Here is a 19,709-nt window from a genome sequence, read left to right on the forward strand (position 1 = left end):
TCAACTACTTAAAATACTTTCTATAAACCTACAACCTACAAAAAACTATCCTCGTTAGAGGATAGAAAAAGAGATCTGAAAGAGGGCAAGCTCTAGCTCAGCTTGTCAATAAGGTCAGCAATAGGCATGGGGCGATCAATATAAAAACCTTGGCCAAGGTCACAACCCGAGTCAGCTAAAAGATCAAGCTGCTCTTTATTTTCAATACCTTCTGCAACAACGGTTAACCCCATTGCTTTACCCAATAAAACCAAAGCGCCAACAATAGCAGCACCCTGCGGGCCATTCTGTAACGGGGTAATAAAAGAACGGTCAATTTTCATAGTATTAACAGGGAATTCTTTCAAGTAAGACAGTGACGAGTATCCCGTACCAAAATCATCAATAGCTAACTGCACGCCTAACTCACGTAAGTTATTCATTGATTGACGAGCATCTTCAACTTTATCAATTAACATGCTTTCCGTGATTTCAAACTCTACCAGCTCAGGGTTGATACCGGTTGCCTGCAGCGCCTCCCGGATAACCCCAACAACACCGGGGCTAAGAAACTGCCGTACAGACAGGTTGATTGCGACCTGTAAACGTTTGCCCGTTACTTGATTGATCTTGCACGTATCTTCCATCGCCTGCTGAATAATCCAGCGACCAATAGGGTTAATCAAGCCAGTGTCTTCTGTCAGTGGAATAAAGCTAGCCGGTGGGATCATAGAACCATCAGCTTGAGGCCAACGTAACAAGGCCTCCATACCGGTGATCGTATTGGTACTGAAATCTAGCTTAGGCTGGTAGTACAGGATAAATTCCTGCCCTGCAACAGCCCGATGGAGCTTAGCCTCTAGTCGAACACGCTCAGCACTGCTTCGATTCAACTCCTCAGAAAAGAACCGATAGCCTCCTTTACCCTCTGCTTTAACAAGATCAAGAGCCGCTTCTGCACAACGCATCAACTCGTCTTCATTTTTGGCGTTATCAGGGTATACCGCAATGCCAACACTGCCAGAAAGAAATATTTCCTCACCGCCAGCATCAAAAGGGAGTTCAAAGACACCGAGTAAGCGTCTCGCTACAACATTGGCATCTTCAGGTGCTCTTAATTCGCTCAGAATAAAGCTAAAATCATCACCGCCAATCCGTGAAATAAGATCTGAATCACGCTCTGAACGCTCTTCTTTACGGGCCAAAAGATCCGTAGAGCGCACACGCCCACTCAAACGCTCCGCAACCTGAACTAATAAATCATCACCAATAGCAAAGCCAAAGGCATCGTTAATCATGCGGAAGCGGTCAAGATTGAGAACCAGCAAGCCCGTTCTGGAGTTGTGGCGATTAGAAATATTAAACTCATGTCCCAGCCGATTACGAAACAAAATACGGTTGGGTAACTCCGTTAAAGGATCATAGTGGGTTAGGCGCTCAAGCTCTTCTTCTGTGCGCTTTTGCTCGGAAAGATCACTAAAGATCGCAAAGTAATGGGTAATCTCGCCTTGATCATTTTTGACTACTTCAACAGAAAGGTATTTCATAAAGAAGCTGCCGTCGGGATGTCGATCCCAAACCTCTCCACGCCAAACGCCATTACTTTGAAGCTCTTTCCACAACTGCTGATAAAAAGACTGACTATGGCGACCTGACTGATTCACCTTTGGCGTACGGCCAAGGACATCCGCAGCACACAACCCAGTCAACCGGGTATAGGCTTCATTGATATACACCAACTTCTGATCAGCATCAGTAATCATCACCGCAAAGTGAGCGTGCTCAACGACTCGACTAATCAAGCTCAATTGAGCCGATGTATCTCTGTGGCGTCTTACTTCACTTTTTAAATGTTTGCGAATTCTGTCGGCTTCGCGAACATAGTTGCCTAATTGTTGTTCTAAGTCATCTCGACTTAGTCTGCTAAAATCCATCACAAGATCACCTGCGGAAGGGATGTCGGCATTCATTATTACTCCCTCTTAAATAATCTTGCACAAAATAACATCCATCATCACAAGCAGATCAATAAGAATGCTTTATTATGCATCAATAAGTGAAAAATATTGTACGCCCTAATCTGTAGAAAAAACAGTTATCTAACAGCCTCTCCAACTTAAATATAATATCACCCTACCAACCAGTAGAAAAAATCTATTATCTAAAGATCTGCCACTGTATTTATGCACTCCTTAGTCAAAAATCGGGGGCTAGGGCGACCCAAATAATAGCCTTGTCCGTAATCAACTTTCAAAGCTCGAATCTCTTAAACAGGGTATGTCGAGTCGCTTGATGATACAGCTCAATATCATTCGATAGAATAGCGCTTTTACGCCTGTAGCAAAGTCATTAAACCTGTAGAATATGATCAGTTAACGAAGACATCGACAGCCTAAACCAAACGAATAACAACAAAACAATAATGAATCCTTATGTATAAACACAAAAATTTTGATCGCATTGATCGCCGTATTCTGGCGGCATTACAAAAGAACGCTGATATTAGTAATATTGAATTGTCCGGACAGGTAGGTCTGTCCCCTTCGCCTTGTGCAAGGCGCGTTAAGCTTTTAGAAGATGCAGGGATCATCAGTCGCCGCGTCACCTTGCTTGACCAAAGTGCTTTAGGGCTTGATCTGACGATTTATATACAGGTGTGTTTAGAGTGCCAGATACCAGAACGTCTCGAAAACTTTGAACGCAAGATTCTTAACTACGATGAAGTATTAGAGTGCGCTTTAATCACCGGCAGCGACGCAGACTTTATGCTAAAAGTCGTAATGCCCGATATGGCTTACTATGAGCACTTTTTACTAAAAGAGCTTAATCGTATTGAAGGCGTTACCAGCATACGTACAAGCTTTGTACTTAGGCAGGTAAAATCAAAAACAGAGCTACCATTACAGCATCTTAGTTAACGCCCTTGGTAAAGTCCTTACTATCCTCTAAAACGCCCTCAGCATCATTGACCGCCTGCTTTCAAGCGGTCAAATTGCTGATATAGGGCTTTATTTGGCTCCGTTACGTTTGATCAACCCACTGGCAAAAATTACACCGACACTGATTAATGCGATTCCGATTAGCACCACAGAAGTAACCTGTTCCCCTAACCATAAAAAAGCAATCAGCGACGCACCAACTGGGGTTAATGAACCAATAGCCGATGTAACCTCTGCCCCCAGTCGACTAATGGCGTAAGCAAACAGCAAACCCGATGCTAAACCTGCACCAATCCCTTGAGCAAAAACCTGCCCGAATAAAGCCTGCATCGGCAGCTGTTGCCAGCCTAACTCTGGCTGTAGCACCAAACCACTCAATAACAATAGGCAGCCCGTTGGTACGGTAACAACAGATGCCGCCACTAGCGGCGACAACCCTGACTGCCGAATCGACAAGGCAAACAGCGCCCAGAAGAAACTCGCACTTAAGAAGCAAACAATAGCCCCTACATGGGAGTTACCCGAGATCGAATTCGCCACAAAGGCAACAACACCAACAAAGATCAGACTTAAACCAAGCAGTCGCAAGCGGGATAAAGGTTGATTAAAAATAACCACGGCGATGCCGGTGACAAATAAAGGGGCAACACCGGGTATTAGAGTACTGCCTTCTGCCACCTGCCCCATCTGCATTCCTACGGCACCGAGCCAAAAGAAGGGTAATCCCCCACCCACAAACAGCCCTGCAAGGTAGAGCTTGGGTACCTGAAAAATCTGCTGTCTATGATGAATAAAAACAGGTAATAGCAAAAAACCAGGAATACAGAAGCGTAGTACTGCTATTTCAAAGGTCGTTATGGCCGATACCGCCCCCATACGCAGCGAGAGAAAATACCCTGACCACACAACGACCATCATGAGCGCCGCCACCACACCGCCTATTTTTTGCGCAGCCGGTATATCAAGGTCTTTAACCTGCAAAAGATTTTTCTTTGGGGCCGTAGAGGATGAAAAGTGGGCTGAACTGACTGAATCCGCACGCATCATTAAGCTTCCTAAACAATTATGGTTGTTTTTATAGAAGCTCTATTGTGGTCAAACTCAGCAGAAAAGAGTGATTGAAAACCATGATAAATCATTCGCTTTTAGCATCAATCACTAAAAAATAACCAAAAAACCGATATTAACACCACTCATTAATCGATAAGGGAGCAGATACCTAACGAACACCAGCTATCTGCCTACTCCCTCTCACCTGACGACTTCATGCGTTAATACCTGATACTTTAATACCTGATACTTTAATACAGAGCGCTTTAATCCCGTTTGACCAACCCCTGTAAAATTTCAGCAGCGGGGCGTTCTTCGCAATAGGCCGCCCGAGTACCTGCCCACAGCGGCGAAAAATCATGCAGGCCCTGTGACTCCGCCGCCGTCCTTAGGGCGGTTACCGCTGTTGATGCCAAAGGAAAAGACGGAACATCCGCCACAAGATCCCCTTGCTCCAGCATAAACCGGTTTCTCATACCTCGGGCTGGACGGCCTGAAAATAGATTCGTCACCGCTGTATTTTGGTTGAGCTCACTTTTTAATGCCGCCCGATGAAGTGCTGATGTCTTTGCCTCGGGACTGAGTAAAAAAGCCGTACCCACTTGAACACCTAAAGCACCCAAGCTTAATAGCTCATCCACATCGTGAGAGGTTGCGATACCTCCTGCCGCGATAACCGGCACCTCAAGGTTTTCCACTAAGACCTTTACAAGATCTCGGGTTGTACGGTGCAGGTTTAGATCATCCGTCAAGAAATGTCCTCGGTGCCCACCAGCCTCTAATCCTTGGGCAATAACAAGATCTACTCCCTGGTTTTGTAACCAAAGCCCCTCCTCTAAAGTGGTTGCGGTGGAGAGTATCTTACCGCCCCATGCTTTGATGGGTTTGAGCAAACTCGCCTCGGGTAACCCAAAATGGAAGCTTACGATTTCCGGTTGAAAAGGGGCTATCGCCGCTAAATACTCAGCACTAAAGGGCTGACGGTTAGCACCGGATGGTAACTGAGCCGCATCAAGGTTGAATGCATCAAAATAGCCTGACAGCCTTTGATGCCAAGCTTCAATGACCTTGCTTTCAGCGATAGGCGGCTGATGGCAGAAGAAATTAACATTGATCAGGCGATCCGGCTTAGCGCGAATTAACTCTAATTCTGCCTCCAATACTTCAATAGACAACATCGCACAGGGCAATGCCCCTAATCCACCGGCATCACTAATCGCTATCGCCAGCGCGCTACCTTGGGAACCCGCCATTGGTGCTTGTAGTACAGGGAATGCCAATTGAATCCCTAGTGCGTCACCAAGAGCGCACTGATTTGAAAGCGTCGTCATTTGATCTCCTTAAACAGAGCAAAACCGGAAAAGATAAAATAAAAGAACTCGATAAAGGGTCAGTCAAGCCAATCTTTACAGAGTATGCTAGCCTAATCATCAATAAAAATGATTAATTGTGAACACTATATCTGGAATTGAGATGGCCCTTAATAATTTAGATTTAGATGCATTAGAGATCTTTCGTGCGGTCGCTGTCGAAGGCGGTGTCACCAAGGCTGCCCTACAGCTCAATCGTGTTCAATCAAATATTAGTACCCGTATTATGCAGCTTGAAGAACGCTTAAATGTAACGCTCTTTAATCGCGTTAATAGACGGTTAGAGCTTACAACGGAGGGTCAGCTATTGCTGGTTTATGCGGATCAGCTGTTACAGTTAGCTGAAGATACTGAAGCTGCTTTTAAAGGCGGTGTTGTCCAAGGTTTGTTTCGGTTAGGTTCCATGGAAAGTACCGCCGCGGCAAGATTACCCGAGCTTCTCTCGTTGTATCATGCACAACATCCAAAAGTGCAGTTGGACTTAATCACCGATACAACATCAAATCTTGTTGAGCAAATACAAAATTACGAGATAGAAGCCGCCTTTGTGGGTGCACCGATCACCTCCGATGAGTTTGAATCAATGGAAGCCCACCAAGAAAAATTATTGTTAATTACCGCCCGGGGTAAAGGCTTTACCTGCCCCAAAGATGCTCTCAATGAAAATCTAATCACCTTTAGATCAGGCTGTGCTTATCGACGAGTCTTTGAGAACTGGCTAGCCAGTGAAGGTGCAAGAACCCGTAACTGTATGGAGATGAGTTCCTATCACGCTCTTGCCGCCTGCGTCGCCGCAGGAACCGGTATTGCGATCATCCCTGAGTCAGTATTGGACGTATTATTAATTGGCCCAAGTATTCAACGCTTTGAACTACCGAAGGAGTTTGCCACCGTCAAAACGTTATTGATCTGGCGCAAAGGTTATCAATCGAGCAAACTAGACGGTATTAAAACCCTCGTCACATCGCTAGCTATACGGCATCAAGCAGAGATCGCATAAGCTTTGGAATTTATTAACATTATCGATAGCCGTGCTAATCCATTGACAGCTCAATCTGATCAGCAAAAAGATAGCCCACACTGTAAACCGTTCGAATAGGAGAGCTATCCTCCCCTGTGGCCTGCTGAATTTTTTGTCGTAAACGACGCACAACGGTATCCAAGGCCCGCTGAGCACTATCATCATCTCGACCATAAAGCGCCTGAAGCAATTTAGGTCTTTTTACGGGTTCAGAGGGCGTTTCCGCTAACAATGCCAATAAGCGATATTCTTTCACCGTGCATTCAACATTCGTCTGCAGTGGTGTTATAAGCAACCAACTTTTGCCATTAAGCAACCAACGGCCACCGTCTGTCGGTGCAGAATCATCCACAACGGCTCGATCTTGCTGCCTATCCGCTAAGCTAAAAATTGCCGCTGCAAGCTCTTGTCCATAAACCGGTTTTGCCATAAAAAGATCGGCCCCAGAACGATAGCAACTGACCCGTGAACTTAAGCCATCATTCGCCGTGATAACAATAAGGGACATATCACTATTTTGCCGAGAAAAATCAACCAGCTCTTCACCGGAGGCGTCAGGTAATCCCAGGTCAATCACCGCCACCTGAAATTGATTGCGCTTCATTAAGCAATAGAAACCTTCAGCCGTACCTACGGCTTGAACACAAAGTCCTTTTAGCTCTAAGTATTCAACAAGACTATCCCGAAGAGACTGGTCATCTTCAACTAATACAACTGAAACTGGCTTAGCTAACGCTTTTGGCGTCATCATTTTTGCAACCCCAACATCATTACGTGGATATCTAATAAAGCATTCTTATAAAGTAGGTATAGAATCTTTTGGTGCAGCTTCCGCCTGTAACACAACACTGGCCTCAAAACGCCCGTTTTCTTCTGCTACATCAAACTGATCATTCAGCCGTCCAATAATCTGCTCAACCAAACTCAGTCCCATGCCAAGACCGCTAGTACCAACACTATTACCACCACGAATATATTTTTGTAACAATTCACGCCCTTTTCGACCACTTCTAGACACAATCGGGTTGCTGACCTTAAAAACTAAAGCCCTTTGGTCTGGGCTGACCATTAAAGATACCTGAATATCATTAAGGTCAGAGCTATATTTATACGCATTATCCACTAGATTGAAGACAACGGTTTTAAGCAAGCCCACATCCAAAACCTTATACCAAGCATAGGAAACATAAACACGATAGTTTAGATTGCCTTTATTCCACATAAGACAGGCCTCATCCATAATATGATTAAACAATGACACCAGTTCTATCTCTTCATGGGGGGCCTCCATACCCAACTTCCAGTCGGCTCCTTGAATAGATTTATCAAAAACCTCCTGTAATCGACTGGCGGCTTGCTGCATCACGTATAGATTATGTCTTCCCGTCCAATCGGGGCGCTCTTTAAGCTCTAGAATTTCTAAGTTGGTCTTTAAAATTGATAAAGGCGTGCGATACTCATGGGAAATCATGTCGATAAAACGTTCTTGCTCCTGTCGCAGCGTCATTTCAGAATCGAGGGCTTGATGCATATCATGAGTCATCCCTAACGCAAGCTCTCTTGCTTTCTCTTCAGAGCGCTGCGCGCTTCTTAGTGCTTTTTGCTCTGCATTGAGCACCCGTTCAGCAAAAGCCTGATTTAACAACATCATATGCAAGACAGACGCGATCTGAAAGGCATGTACCGTGTATACATTTTCAGGAATCCAGCCCATTAATCGCAAAAAGTTAATCAAAATACCCACTGAGGTGATAAATAGCGCGGAAAAAATAAAGCGATCAGCAACAGGCCCAGCAGGAACTCTCTTCGCAAAACAAACCAGCATGACCAGTGAAAAAACGACAGCATTAACACCCGCTAGTATGGAAATATAAATATACACATCAAAGACAGATACCAGCGCCTGTATCAAGCCAATCGTTGCCGTAAACTGCAAATATAGCTTGAGCGGACTGCGAGCTTTATCGGTCAAAAGCAACAAATGACTGCACAGCGTGCTAAAGCAGAAAAAACCAAGCCCTGTACCTGCACCGCTAAAAATATCGGAGATAAAGGTTGGTGCATTCGTAAATAGAACAAAGAAAACCCCGGTGACAGGTAATCCCGACGCCATAATGCTAAAAAGGTAGGCTGAGTACCAAAAGTAAACCTTGTCCTTCAAACGATAAGCTACAAATAACGAAAATGCCGCCAGCGTAAAAGCGATCGTGACAAAACCCGCATAAAAGAACATATAGAGATTGCTGTCATTAATCATGGCAGCATTGGTCTTTAGTTCAGCGTTGAGCGCATGCGTGCTATTCGTTTGGATTCGGATATAAACTTGGTATTTCTTGTCAGCCTTTCTTGATACTGGCGCGATAAGGTCTAAGGGGAAAATCATCCGAAAATGTAGAAACGGTTTATCTATCGCGAGAGTATGATCGCCAAGAGCCCGCATCTTATAGTCACTAGCGTTAGTTGGGTCTGTTCCTACTTGATAGTAAACATCAACTTCGTTGAGTTGTGACGGTGCCAGCCATAAGTAGTCATAATGAGCCAACTGCGCAGCGCTCAAGCGTAAACTAAGCCAGCTATTCGATAAGGTATAGCCCCGACCTAAGGGCTGAGTCAACCTCTCAAAAGCTTGATGCCGGTCTCGGTTAATTACCTGCTGAAGATTCATAGGCGTGCCGGGATTATCCAGCCAGCTAAATTGTGCAGCCTGCCGACTAGGCATTAGGGAATCAACCGGTTGCTGTTGGTCCGCAGAAGCCACGCCAGGCTGAAGGCTAATAGTAAGCGCCAGAAAAACCATTACGGGCAAGACAAGAAAAACCATTTTAGGCAATAAACGATGCGGGGGACACACCATAAAATTCGATCGCAGCAGCAAGGTAAGACCCTAGCAAAGAAAGGAAGCAAAATGCTATCAGGTTTAGACTGCCCACTCTATACTGCTGCTTTCCCCGTCAGATTCCGTCAGATTTCACGCTAGTGAATAACTAAAATACAGCCGCCCACAAACCGCCATAATTTCAGCTCATCAATAGATAACCTAAGCGGGCTGAGGCTGAGCCTTGCCAGAATCATCCAGTGCCTGTGCCGTAGGGTCGGTCAATTTTAAAGCAACAAGCAACAGAAATCCTATCGCGACAAAACCACCGGCAAGCCAAAGGCCAATATCATAATGGCCGGTTCTTTCCGCAATAATACCGGTTAGTGCTGGCGCAATCATTTGTGCTGCACCATAAGAAAGTGTCATTTTACCCATCAATTTAGTCGGCTTAGAGGGATATAAGCGCCCAGCCATAGTCAACACCAAGCTGACACAACCGATAAAGGTGCCGCCAAATAATAGTGCGCTAAATAAAGCAACTTCAAGACTTTGGAAGAAAGTTGGAAGAATAATCCCCGCGATCTGCAAACCATAGGCCAAAAGCAAAGCATTAAGATACCCTAAGCGCCGCGCAATAAGATCCCAGTTCATCACTGCAGGTACAGCAGACAGCCCTACCACAGCAAAGACCAATGCTCCCATGCCCGTCAGCTGAGGAATCCGCTCGACAATCGTGACAATAAAAGTAGCACTGATCACATAACCATAGCCCGCACAAAAGTAAGCCATCATCATTAGCCACATAAACTTACGGGTGGGTGGTGAATCCTGCAGCGTCAAAGTACTGGCACTAGTGGCCGAAACGACACCAGGGCGAGGCAGCCAGCGCCAAGCAGGAACCGCTAAAATTGCAGCTAATATTGCAAACCAGTACCACTGTTCCTGCCAGTTTAGCCCTAACTGCATCATTAGTTCACACAGCAAGGCCGCGACGATAATACCAAGACCAACGCCAGCAAAATGAATACCCAGCTCACTTCGATGGCCGTGGCGAATCAACCAATTAAGAATCAGGCCCGATGCAATCAGCATAGAACCGGCACTGCTTAGGCCAGAGAAGAAACGCAGTATTGCCCAAAGCCAAAAATTCTCTGTTAATCCCATCGCAACAGTTGTTACTACCGCTAAGATTAAACCTGCCCGATAGAGCGTATCCTTTACTTTTAAATCACTTAAAGATGCTGCTAATAGCGCCCCCGCCATATAGCCACCATAATTGACGGCAGCCAACCAGCCACCATCAATATCTCCAAGCCAGCTTTGCTCCTGCATTACCGGAAGTAAAGGGGTGTATGAAAACCGTGCGATACCAACACAGATAATTTGACTAAACACCCCTGCCAAAAGGACTTGAAACCGTTGCACCTGACCCATAATAGAAGACTCCTTATTGTTATGAGCCTCACCATAAGCCAGAAGAACTATCAATAGAAATGAATTAAACTGATACCCTTCATCTCAAATTAAGATCGTAAAAGAAAACCTAACCGGTTTTCTTTCCAATCTAGGATGTCACCAGCGCAGGCTTAACCTTACCCACTAACATATAAATCAAGACCAAACCCAGAGTCGGTGCCACCCAAGCCAAGCCTAAATCAAATAAAGGCATAAAGGAGAGATCGGGAACAGAAATGCCTGCTGCTTTTAAACCTTCCATTAGACCAAAAAACAGCGATACCGCTAGAGTAAGGGCCAAAGACTGTCTTTTAAGAGCGATCTGAGATGAAAACACACTAAACAACATCAGCGCCACGGCGATAGGGTAAACCGCCACCAGTACAGGAATACTCATCTCAATCAACACACCTAGCTCTAAATTCGCCATCATCACACAGAATACCGCGTTAATAATCACGAAGGTGTTGTAAGACAGCGGCGTCAGTTGAGAGAAATAATCTGAGCAGGCACTCAATAAACCAATAGCCGTTGTTAAGCATGCCAGAGTAATCACCCCAGCTAAGACCATAAGCCCAAGGACACCAAACTGATTTTCAACATACGCAGTTAAAATCTCACCACCGGACGATGCCCCAGAAAAGCCAAAGCTTGAGCCCAAAAAGAATAGAGAGATATAGACAAAAGCTAGCCCACCGGCTGCAATTAGAGCCGCAATAATAAGATAGCGATACTGAGTTTTCGGATGAGTAATGCCTTTTCTCTTCAGCAGATCAACAATCAACATACCGAACATGATAGAGGCCAGCGCATCCATAGTGCTGTAGCCATCAAGAATACCTTTGGCAAAAGGTGCATGAGTATAGCTTGGGTCTGTTGGTAACACTTGACCACCAGAAGCCGTCATGACAGAGATCGACAATGCCAGCAGTAACACAATTAACAAAGGGGTTAATATTTTGCCAATGGAGTCCATCAGCTTACCGGGGAATAACGCTAATACCGTTGCCAAGGTGAAAAACGCCAAGGAATAAACCCATTGGCTGACGACGGGTTCCTCGCCAAAAGATTTCACCCCAAGTTCAAAGGCTACAAGACTGGTTCTTGGCGCAGCGATCAAAGGGCCGATAATAATAAAAATGGCCACGGAGATAACAACACCGATCGCAGGGTGCAACAGCTTAGTCATCTGCGAAATACCGCCACCAGCTTTAGCAACGGCAAATAAGCCAAGAAGCGGTAATCCAACCGCCGTTAACAAAAAGCCAAGCATCGTTGGCACAACTTCTACACCAGCCAGCATACCGGCCATAGTCGGGAAAATAATATTCCCTGCTCCTAAGAAAAAGGCAAAGGTCATAAAACCTAAGCCAAGAACATCAAATGGTTTTAATTGCTTATTCAAAACAACCTCTATCACTTTTGCACGACAAACATAAACCAGCACAACAAAAAGCCAGCTATCCTGATGGAAAGCGGCCTTTTATACCACTAGAAATACAAATAGCAATAGGAAGCAGCTACAACCCTAAAATATTGAAAACATTGCGTATATTAGCAATACAAGAGGGCTTCAGACCACGTAAAGCGCCTTAACTTTAACCGACAGCGTACACTAGCTTAGTTTTTTAACTGTTTGACTAACGTCTTACCCAGCATGGCTAAAACCCCGCCACCGGTGATTAGAGCGATACCCAATAGCGTATTAATTGACAGCACTTCATCCCATAGTAGCCATCCCATCAGAGCAGCCAAGACAACAGAACCGTAAGTAAACGGACCAAGTTGCCCAGCGGGCGCTAAGCCATAAGCTTTACTCAGAAATAGCTGAGCAGCCGTTGAAGTGCCCGCCATCAGAAAGAGCCAGAAAAAAGCAGTCAAACTAATCGGCTGCCAAATCCAGTAGGCCGGTAAAAACGATAAAATAGCGCTAAAAAATGCGAAGTAAAAAACAATCCGACCCGCAGGCTCACTCGAACGCATTCTGCGGATAGTTACCTTAGCAAGCCCGCCAAGAGCCGCGCCGCACACCGCGATAATAACACCAATATTGAGATTGCCTTCTTGGGGATTAAGCACCAGCGCCGTACCGCAAAAACCGATTAAAATAGCGACTTTAACGATTGCAGGGATACGCTCTCCCAGCCAAAAAAACGCGATAAGGGGTATAAAAAAAGGTGCCGTTTGTTTTAGCAATGCCGCTTGAGCCAAGGGCAGGTACCCCCAAGAATAAAAAAGGCAAGTCATGGCAACAACACCAACACCAGCCCGCATAAAGTGCAAACGCAATCGATCTGTTTTTATTGCAGAAACGCCATTGTTCATCAACCATGGCAATAGAATTAAAAGCCCAAGCCCATTCCGAAAGAAAACAACCATCTGCACCGGCACATCGTTTGCTAAGTGCTTAATCACCATTCCAGAGCTCACAAGAAACAGCTCCGACAATAAGATTAGTCCCGCACCAAGGGCAAGTTCGGGGGAGATTCTTCTTGAGTGATTCATCTCTGCCTCTCTGCTATTGGTTCTGATGTTTGGGATTCTAATATCTTAAGCTCTAGGTACAGTATTTGAACATTATTTGGCACAGAAACCTCGGCCTGCTGAATGAGATGGAAGGCGGTAAACGTTAAAGCATAATACTTAATGGAAGCGACACAGAGCTATGAAATAAAAGCTGGCGTAAACAGACTTATGATGACCGTAAAGTGCCTTTAGTTAATCCATAATTCATAAAATCATACCACTCATAGCAAAAGCTACAGTCCCATCGACTCGAACAAAAAAGAGGCAACGGCAATTTTTCATCCTTTTTAAGACATAAATTAAAAGAAAAAGGGGGTTTTTATGGGGCTGTGGTCTATTTTCTTGAAGGACTTTTGGTATACTTGCGCGCAAATCAAATCCGATTGAACGCGCAGTGCCCTATTGAAATCGACCATCTAGAGCTTTTAACGGTACTAGTGTAGGAATTTTTAAAGGTGCTAGTGCGCAAATTAACCCAGACTGTATAGCGTAGAAACATGTCAAACTTATCTCATTATCGCAACATCGGTATTTTCGCCCACGTAGATGCGGGTAAAACCACCACGACAGAACGTATCCTTAAGCTAACGGGTAAAATCCATAAAATCGGTGAAACTCACGACGGTGAATCCACTACCGACTTCATGGACCAAGAAGCCGAGCGCGGTATTACCATTCAGTCTGCAGCGGTTAGCTGTTTCTGGAAAGATCACCGTTTTAACGTTATTGATACTCCTGGGCACGTTGACTTCACTGTTGAAGTTTATCGTTCTCTTAAAGTACTTGATGGCGGTATTGGCGTATTCTGTGGTTCAGGCGGTGTTGAACCTCAGTCTGAAACCAACTGGCGTTATGCGAATGACTCCGAAGTTGCTCGTCTGATTTTCGTGAACAAACTGGATCGTATGGGCGCTGATTTCTTCCGCGTTGTTGATCAAGTTAAAAATGTTCTAGGCGCCACCCCTCTTGTTATGACGCTGCCAATCGGCATCGAAGATGACTTTGTTGGTGTTGTTGATGTTCTAACCAAAAAAGCATACATCTGGGATGATTCTGGCCTGCCAGAAAACTTCGAAGTTCAAGATGTTCCTGCAGATATGGTTGATCAAGTTGAAGAATACTTCGAAGCCTTGGTTGAATCTGCAGTAGAACAAGATGACGAGTTGCTAGAAGCTTACATGGAAGGTGAAATCCCTTCTATTGAAGACATCAAACGTTGCATCCGTAAGGGTACTCGTGATCTAGCCTTCTTCCCGACTTACTGTGGTTCTGCCTTTAAAAACAAAGGTATGCAACTAATCTTGGATGCGGTTGTTGATTACCTACCGTCTCCAACTGAAGTTGACCCACAGCCGTTGACTGATCCTGAAACAGGTGAGCCAACAGGTGAAGTAGCTACAGTATCGACTGAAGAGCCATTCCGTGCTCTAGCGTTCAAGATCATGGATGACCGTTTTGGCGCCCTGACCTTCGTACGTATCTACTCTGGTAAGCTGAAGAAGGGTGACACCATCCTTAACTCAGCAACAGGCAAAACAGAGCGTATCGGCCGTATGGTTGAGATGCACGCTAATGACCGTAACGAGTTGGATTCAGCACAAGCTGGTGACATCATCGCGATCGTTGGTATGAAGAACGTTCAGACCGGTCACACACTATGTGATCCTAAGCATGAATGTACGCTTGAAGCCATGATCTTCCCAGAGCCTGTTATCTCTATCGCTGTTGCGCCTAAAGATAAGAGCTCTTCTGAGAAACTAGGTGTTGCTCTAGGTAAAATGATCGCTGAAGATCCTTCATTCCAAGTTGAAACTGATGAAGATTCTGGCGAAACCATCCTGAAAGGTATGGGCGAACTTCACCTAGATATTAAAGTAGACATTCTGAAGCGTACTTTCGGTATCGAACTGGAAGTTGGTGCTCCTCAGGTTGCTTACCGCGAGACCATCACTCAAGAAATTGATGATACTTACACGCACAAGAAACAGTCTGGTGGTTCTGGTCAGTTCGGTAAAATCGACTACCGCATCAAACCTGGTGAAATCGGTTCTGGTTACACATTCAAGTCTTCTGTTGTGGGCGGTAACGTTCCTAAAGAATTCTTCCCAGCAATTGAGAAAGGCTTCCGTGGCATGATGGAAATGGGCCCTCTAGCAGGCTTCCCAGTTCTAGATGTTGAAGTTGAGTTATATGATGGTGGTTTCCACGCCGTTGACTCCTCTGCAGTAGCGTTTGAGATTGCCGCTAAAGGTGCATTCCGTCAGTCTATGCCTAAAGCAGGCCCTCAGTTGATCGAGCCGGTCATGAAGGTTGACGTATTTACTCCAGACGATAACGTTGGTGATGTAATTGGTGACCTTAACCGTCGCCGTGGCATGATCAAAGACCAAGAAGCAGGTGCTACTGGTGTACGCATCAAAGCAGACGTTCCTCTGTCTGAGATGTTTGGCTACATTGGTCACCTACGTACTATTACTTCTGGTCGTGGTCAGTTCTCTATGGAGTTCAGCCACTACAATGCTTGCCCAGCAAACGTTGCTGAGAAAGTTATTGCTGAAGTTAAAGAACGTAACGCTAAGAAGTAATTTGATAAGCAGAGATTTCCCTCTGCCTTAGAATATTATTTCCCCAAAACCCCGATACGTTAGTATCGGGGTTTTATTTTGTACCGCTCAATATTTCCCCGGAAAAAATGATGAACCGTAAGAAAAAGATCAACCAAATACTTGTCAGAAAAGCTAAAAAAGCTAAAGTAAAAACAGCCCTAAACAACACCGGTGCAAGCAAGCCCCGCTATATCTCAAAGGCAGATCGAGCCAAAATGGAAGCTGAAACCGAAGCCACAAAGAAAGGGAAAACTACAGACAGTAACTAACACCAATAAAGATATTCCAGAAGGGGGGGCAAAAAAAACAGCTTCCCGAAGGAAGCTGCGATTGAGAGGGTCCATAAGAACGGGGAAATCAGACCCGATAAAAGCTACGTTACTGCCCGAAAAAATTCATATTCAGCACCGACTGCGACCAGAACTTCCATTGACCATCCTCTTTCCTAAACGCCTGCAGCAGCTCTAACTCATTATCATTAAATGCCGCCGAACCACCCACTTTCCGGGTAATTTGGCGTACTTTGGCTACGGCAAACTCACCGGTAACACCCACAAAGTCGTAACCGGTTAACTCATATTCGAGATCATATTGCTGAAACAACGATGGTACCTGCTGCATTGTTGCCTGATAACTTGGGGATGAGCTATGAACCGTTTTCATCATTCGCGCCATATTTTCATTCTGGATCGCTGCAATATTTTCTTCAACCACATCACGTACATCATCAGCAATACTGTCGGCATAACCGATACTGGAACAAAGTGTAAAAACCAATACGCATACAACACGTAAAACGCCCATCTGTAATAAATTAACCATGACTCCATCCTTTTAATGGTTCAGGCCGCTTTCACGGCAAAAAGAGAATGATACCTTTTCTCATTATAATAAAAAACACGCGACAGCCTTATAGGCAACGCTGGTAAAACCCTTTGTAAAAAATAGTGTCATAATATTGTCATTTGAAATTCACAGGGATAATCAGTGATACTAAGTGACGTCATTACATCATGACCTCAAGGATCGCTTATGCCCTCGCCAAAAATGGAATTTTCAGCTGACCATGAGAAGAGAAAAAACACATCTCTTCGCCTGAGCAACCAAATGCTCAAGACACTTAAGATACGTGCTATTGAAGAAGATACCAGTGTTCAAAAATTAATTGAAAATCTTATCAAAGCATATCTTGATGGACGCATTACTCTGACCGAAGGGAAGAAATCATCATGACCGCCCACTCACGCTGGCTTATTCAAGACTCCAGTTCAACTGACCAACTACTAGATCAATTCAAGCAGAAGTTCACCTTAGAGCCGATGTTTATTCGCCATGAAACACTCACTTTTTTCGATGATTTTGAATGGCATCTATGGCGTAAAAATCAGCTACTTGCCAGCAATAACCGCGACTCTATTTTGCTGGTTAACACATCAGAACTTACTTTTTTTGAGAATGAACCTTCTCCTGTTTTCGCCACCAATATTGATCACCCGACGCTTCAAGAACACTTGTTAACCGTCACCAAAGGTCGGCGTTTATTTCCAATGGCAGAGCTGGAAGTTGAGTTTTGTAATTATGCGGTTCGCAATAAAGATCTAAAAAAGGTATGCGACCTAAATATTATTCTTACTGGCTTTGGCACCATGATTGAACTAAAGGGTTTGCGGGGCTATGACAAAGAGTACCGTCGAAGCCTTAAAATAATTCAGCGCAAAAAGCCCGATCAACTGGATCATCATATATTTCACAACAGTTTAAATTTACTGGGTATTCGTCCGAGCGATTACCGCGCTCGCCCTCAGTATCATTTAAAACCAGAGTTAGACAGCGGTGATGCAACGGCTCTTGTCGCCCAAAAACTTTGGCACAATGTGCGTATCAACGAAGAGGGCATTATCCGCGACTGGGATGCACAGTTTCTTCAGCAATACCGTGTGGCCATTCGACGGATGCGGGCGCTATTTAGCCAAATGAAACAGTCTATAGGGCATGAGGAAAGCAACTGGTTTAAGACTCGCCTTGTTCAGCTGGCCGAACCAACTAGTCGTATGCGCGATCTTGATGTCTATCTTAAGTCAGAAGCTGAATATACTCGCTTAATTCCAGAGTCATTCCATGAGGGCTTACATCAGCTCTTCAAAGATCTCTCCCGTGAGCGCCAGCAAGCTCACCGAGTACTGGCACAACATCTAAAATCACCGAGCTATAAAAGCCAAATATCATTGCTTGAATCTCGCTTAGCACTTTGCCCTCAAGCCGCCACCAAGAAAGGCCATAAAGCGATTCAGCAGGTCGCTGCGCAACGGATTATCAAACGCTACAATAGTATCTGTTTGGATGCGATAGGGATTAATAACCAGACACCCGATGAGCAGATCCATGAGATTCGCTTAGGCTGTAAAAAGCTACGTTATCTTTTAGAGTTTTTTGGCGAGCTTTTCCCAAAAAAACAGACCAAGCCTATGCTTAAAGCACTTAAGCGCCTACAGGATAATCTCGGTCAGTTTAATGATTACTCCGTTCAACGGGAAAGCCTTGATCATTACCTTAGCAGCCACTCGGTTACACCTGAAATAGAGGCGGCTGTTAGCGCATTAAATGGCGTACTCTTTAACAAACAAAAAGAAGAACGCGCCAAGGTTAGAGATCAACTGGATGACTTTTTAAATCAAACTATTAGATCCTGTGCAGAATCCTTATTAACCTCTCACACAGCACGCTCTAATAAGGCAAAGAAAGGGAGCTTAACGTCATGAAAACACTAGCCTGCTATAGTATCAAAGGCGGTGTTGGGAAAACCGCAACCTCAGTTAACCTCGCCTATTTGGCCGCAGAGTCAGGCTTGAGAACACTGTTAATCGATCTTGATTCCCAAGGTGCCTCATCATTTTATTTTCGTGTACGCCCGAGCAAGAAAAACTGGGGAAAACGTTTCTTTAAGACTTATGAGCAGCTTCTTAAGCAAATTAAAGCATCAGATTTTGATCGTCTGGATATTATCCCAGCCCATGAATCTTTCCGTCATTTCGATGCACTACTAAGCGATAAAGATAAGCGTCAATTGCGTCTGAAACGTGTCTTGAAAGGTCTGAAAAAAGAATATGACCTAATTATTCTGGACTGCCCACCAACCCTAAGCTATTTAAGCGAAGGTATTTTTCATGCTGCAAATATGATTGTGGTGCCCGTTATACCAACCACACTGTCTGAACGTACGTACGAACAACTGCAGGATTTTTTCCAAGGAAACAAGCTACCAACCAAGGTTCTTTACCCGTTTTTTTCGATGGTGCAACGCCAAAAACAGCTGCACAAAACCACCATAGAACGGATGAGCCAGGAGACACCTCGCTTGTTTAAAACGCAAATCCCTTTCTCAAGTGATATTGAACGCATGGGAGAACATCGCGCGCCGGTTAACTGCGTCTCACCGAAAACACCTGGAGCACAGGCATATGCGGCACTCTGGGGTGAAATCTCTAAAAAGCTGCTGCATTAACTATTTGACATCCCCCCTCCGCTAAATCAGACAAGCTGATTATAGCGGGGATTCCTACTGCTAGACGGCCATGCCCGACCGCAAGAATATTCCTGGCCGCATTGATATCGCGGTCGTGAGTGACACCACACTCACTACAGGTCCATTCTCTTATTCGCAAACCTGATCGACCCTTCGGACTACTGACGGAAATACAACCGCAGCACGAACAGGCTTGGGTGGTGTACGACTCATTCACTTCTTTGAAAACAATGCCTGCGTGAGCGCATTTATAATCCAGCATCGTTTTCAGCATGGCCCAGCCTGTATCCAGTACAGACTTTGCCATCTTGGTTTTGGCTAATGAGGAAGATTTCACGTTGCCCACATAGATTTCACCGGAACGGTTCACCAGTGAGCGACTGAATTTGTGCAAAGCATCTTTGCGCCGGTTGGCTATCTTG

General features: G+C 44.9%; 17 protein-coding genes. 7 read left to right on the forward strand and 10 right to left on the reverse strand.

Features of this window, described 5'->3' with window-relative positions:
* Positions 1–92: 92 nt before the first annotated feature.
* Positions 93–1,949 (reverse strand): putative bifunctional diguanylate cyclase/phosphodiesterase, encoded by a 1,857-nt coding sequence (locus tag G517_RS18120; protein ID WP_051206181.1) that lies wholly within the window; start codon positions 1,947–1,949, stop codon positions 93–95.
* Between the two features lie 462 nt (positions 1,950–2,411).
* Here G517_RS18120 and G517_RS0106950 point away from each other — a divergent pair, with 462 nt between their 5' ends.
* Positions 2,412–2,897, forward strand: a complete 486-nt coding sequence (locus G517_RS0106950; protein WP_036590699.1) for an Lrp/AsnC family transcriptional regulator — start codon at positions 2,412–2,414, stop codon at positions 2,895–2,897.
* 90 nt (positions 2,898–2,987) lie between these two features.
* Here the strand turns inward: G517_RS0106950 and G517_RS18125 are convergent, their stop codons facing one another.
* A complete protein-coding gene (locus G517_RS18125; RefSeq protein WP_051206182.1) occupies positions 2,988–3,965 on the reverse strand; it encodes a DMT family transporter in 978 nt (325 codons plus the stop codon).
* A 269-nt stretch (positions 3,966–4,234) separates the two neighbouring features.
* Positions 4,235–5,299 (reverse strand): NAD(P)H-dependent flavin oxidoreductase, encoded by a 1,065-nt coding sequence (locus G517_RS0106960; protein ID WP_051206183.1) that lies wholly within the window; start codon positions 5,297–5,299, stop codon positions 4,235–4,237.
* A gap of 142 nt (positions 5,300–5,441) precedes the next feature.
* Here G517_RS0106960 and G517_RS0106965 point away from each other — a divergent pair, with 142 nt between their 5' ends.
* Entirely contained in the window at positions 5,442–6,338 is an 897-nt protein-coding gene (locus G517_RS0106965; RefSeq protein ID WP_036590702.1) for a LysR family transcriptional regulator, read from the forward strand.
* A gap of 34 nt (positions 6,339–6,372) precedes the next feature.
* Here G517_RS0106965 and G517_RS0106970 read toward each other — a convergent pair whose 3' ends face one another.
* From G517_RS0106970 to G517_RS0106990, 5 genes are all read right to left on the reverse strand, one after another.
* Positions 6,373–7,110, reverse strand: coding sequence for a response regulator transcription factor (locus tag G517_RS0106970; protein ID WP_028303813.1), 738 nt, complete (start codon positions 7,108–7,110; stop codon positions 6,373–6,375).
* Between the two features lie 45 nt (positions 7,111–7,155).
* A complete protein-coding gene (locus G517_RS0106975) occupies positions 7,156–9,234 on the reverse strand; it encodes a sensor histidine kinase (protein WP_084632108.1) in 2,079 nt (692 codons plus the stop codon).
* Between the two features lie 162 nt (positions 9,235–9,396).
* On the reverse strand, positions 9,397–10,611 hold the full coding sequence (locus G517_RS0106980) for a YbfB/YjiJ family MFS transporter (RefSeq protein WP_028303815.1): 1,215 nt from the start codon (positions 10,609–10,611) through the stop codon (positions 9,397–9,399).
* A gap of 130 nt (positions 10,612–10,741) precedes the next feature.
* Complete coding sequence (gene brnQ, locus G517_RS0106985) at positions 10,742–12,037, reverse strand: branched-chain amino acid transport system II carrier protein (protein WP_028303816.1); 1,296 nt, start codon at positions 12,035–12,037, stop codon at positions 10,742–10,744.
* A gap of 215 nt (positions 12,038–12,252) precedes the next feature.
* Entirely contained in the window at positions 12,253–13,137 is an 885-nt protein-coding gene (locus G517_RS0106990) for a DMT family transporter (RefSeq protein ID WP_036590704.1), read from the reverse strand.
* A 518-nt stretch (positions 13,138–13,655) separates the two neighbouring features.
* On the opposite strand from G517_RS0106990, the gene fusA reads away from it, so the two are divergent.
* Together fusA and G517_RS0107000 are read left to right on the forward strand one after the other, a co-directional pair.
* Positions 13,656–15,743, forward strand: a complete 2,088-nt coding sequence (gene fusA / locus G517_RS0106995; protein WP_028303818.1) for an elongation factor G — start codon at positions 13,656–13,658, stop codon at positions 15,741–15,743.
* Positions 15,744–15,853: 110 nt separating this feature from the next.
* A complete protein-coding gene (locus G517_RS0107000) occupies positions 15,854–16,033 on the forward strand; it encodes a DUF2986 domain-containing protein (protein WP_028303819.1) in 180 nt (59 codons plus the stop codon).
* Positions 16,034–16,142: 109 nt separating this feature from the next.
* On the opposite strand, the gene G517_RS0107005 is transcribed toward G517_RS0107000, so the two are convergent.
* Complete coding sequence (locus G517_RS0107005) at positions 16,143–16,586, reverse strand: hypothetical protein (RefSeq protein ID WP_028303820.1); 444 nt, start codon at positions 16,584–16,586, stop codon at positions 16,143–16,145.
* A gap of 210 nt (positions 16,587–16,796) precedes the next feature.
* On the opposite strand from G517_RS0107005, the gene G517_RS0107010 reads away from it, so the two are divergent.
* The 3 genes from G517_RS0107010 to G517_RS0107020 are packed head-to-tail and all read left to right on the forward strand — an operon-like array spanning position 16,797 to position 19,266.
* Positions 16,797–16,997, forward strand: a complete 201-nt coding sequence (locus tag G517_RS0107010) for a CopG family antitoxin (RefSeq protein ID WP_028303821.1) — start codon at positions 16,797–16,799, stop codon at positions 16,995–16,997.
* Complete coding sequence (locus G517_RS20030) at positions 16,994–18,523, forward strand: CHAD domain-containing protein (protein WP_051206184.1); 1,530 nt, start codon at positions 16,994–16,996, stop codon at positions 18,521–18,523. Before G517_RS0107010 ends, G517_RS20030 begins: the two co-directional genes overlap by 4 nt.
* Complete coding sequence (locus G517_RS0107020; protein ID WP_028303822.1) at positions 18,520–19,266, forward strand: ParA family protein; 747 nt, start codon at positions 18,520–18,522, stop codon at positions 19,264–19,266. Before G517_RS20030 ends, G517_RS0107020 begins: the two co-directional genes overlap by 4 nt.
* On the opposite strand, the gene G517_RS0107025 is transcribed toward G517_RS0107020, so the two are convergent.
* Positions 19,247–19,709: RNA-guided endonuclease InsQ/TnpB family protein (locus G517_RS0107025; RefSeq protein WP_028303823.1), on the reverse strand; the 463-nt coding region annotated here is incomplete at its 5' end. The genes G517_RS0107020 and G517_RS0107025 overlap by 20 nt on opposite strands.

The organism is Oceanospirillum maris DSM 6286 (assembly GCF_000422865.1).
Taxonomy (GTDB): Bacteria; Pseudomonadota; Gammaproteobacteria; order Pseudomonadales; family Halomonadaceae; genus Oceanospirillum; species Oceanospirillum maris.

Coding starts and splice junctions, on each gene's coding strand:
- G517_RS18120 (WP_051206181.1), bottom strand. CDS start 1,949: ATGAATGCCGACATCCCTTCCGCAGGTGATCTTGTGATGGATTTTAGC.
- G517_RS0106950 (WP_036590699.1), top strand. CDS start 2,412: ATGTATAAACACAAAAATTTTGATCGCATTGATCGCCGTATTCTGGCG.
- G517_RS18125 (WP_051206182.1), bottom strand. CDS start 3,965: ATGATGCGTGCGGATTCAGTCAGTTCAGCCCACTTTTCATCCTCTACG.
- G517_RS0106960 (WP_051206183.1), bottom strand. CDS start 5,299: ATGACGACGCTTTCAAATCAGTGCGCTCTTGGTGACGCACTAGGGATT.
- G517_RS0106965 (WP_036590702.1), top strand. CDS start 5,442: ATGGCCCTTAATAATTTAGATTTAGATGCATTAGAGATCTTTCGTGCG.
- G517_RS0106970 (WP_028303813.1), bottom strand. CDS start 7,110: ATGATGACGCCAAAAGCGTTAGCTAAGCCAGTTTCAGTTGTATTAGTT.
- G517_RS0106980 (WP_028303815.1), bottom strand. CDS start 10,611: ATGGGTCAGGTGCAACGGTTTCAAGTCCTTTTGGCAGGGGTGTTTAGT.
- G517_RS0106990 (WP_036590704.1), bottom strand. CDS start 13,137: ATGAATCACTCAAGAAGAATCTCCCCCGAACTTGCCCTTGGTGCGGGA.
- fusA (WP_028303818.1), top strand. CDS start 13,656: ATGTCAAACTTATCTCATTATCGCAACATCGGTATTTTCGCCCACGTA.
- G517_RS0107000 (WP_028303819.1), top strand. CDS start 15,854: ATGAACCGTAAGAAAAAGATCAACCAAATACTTGTCAGAAAAGCTAAA.
- G517_RS0107005 (WP_028303820.1), bottom strand. CDS start 16,586: ATGGTTAATTTATTACAGATGGGCGTTTTACGTGTTGTATGCGTATTG.
- G517_RS0107010 (WP_028303821.1), top strand. CDS start 16,797: ATGCCCTCGCCAAAAATGGAATTTTCAGCTGACCATGAGAAGAGAAAA.
- G517_RS20030 (WP_051206184.1), top strand. CDS start 16,994: ATGACCGCCCACTCACGCTGGCTTATTCAAGACTCCAGTTCAACTGAC.
- G517_RS0107020 (WP_028303822.1), top strand. CDS start 18,520: ATGAAAACACTAGCCTGCTATAGTATCAAAGGCGGTGTTGGGAAAACC.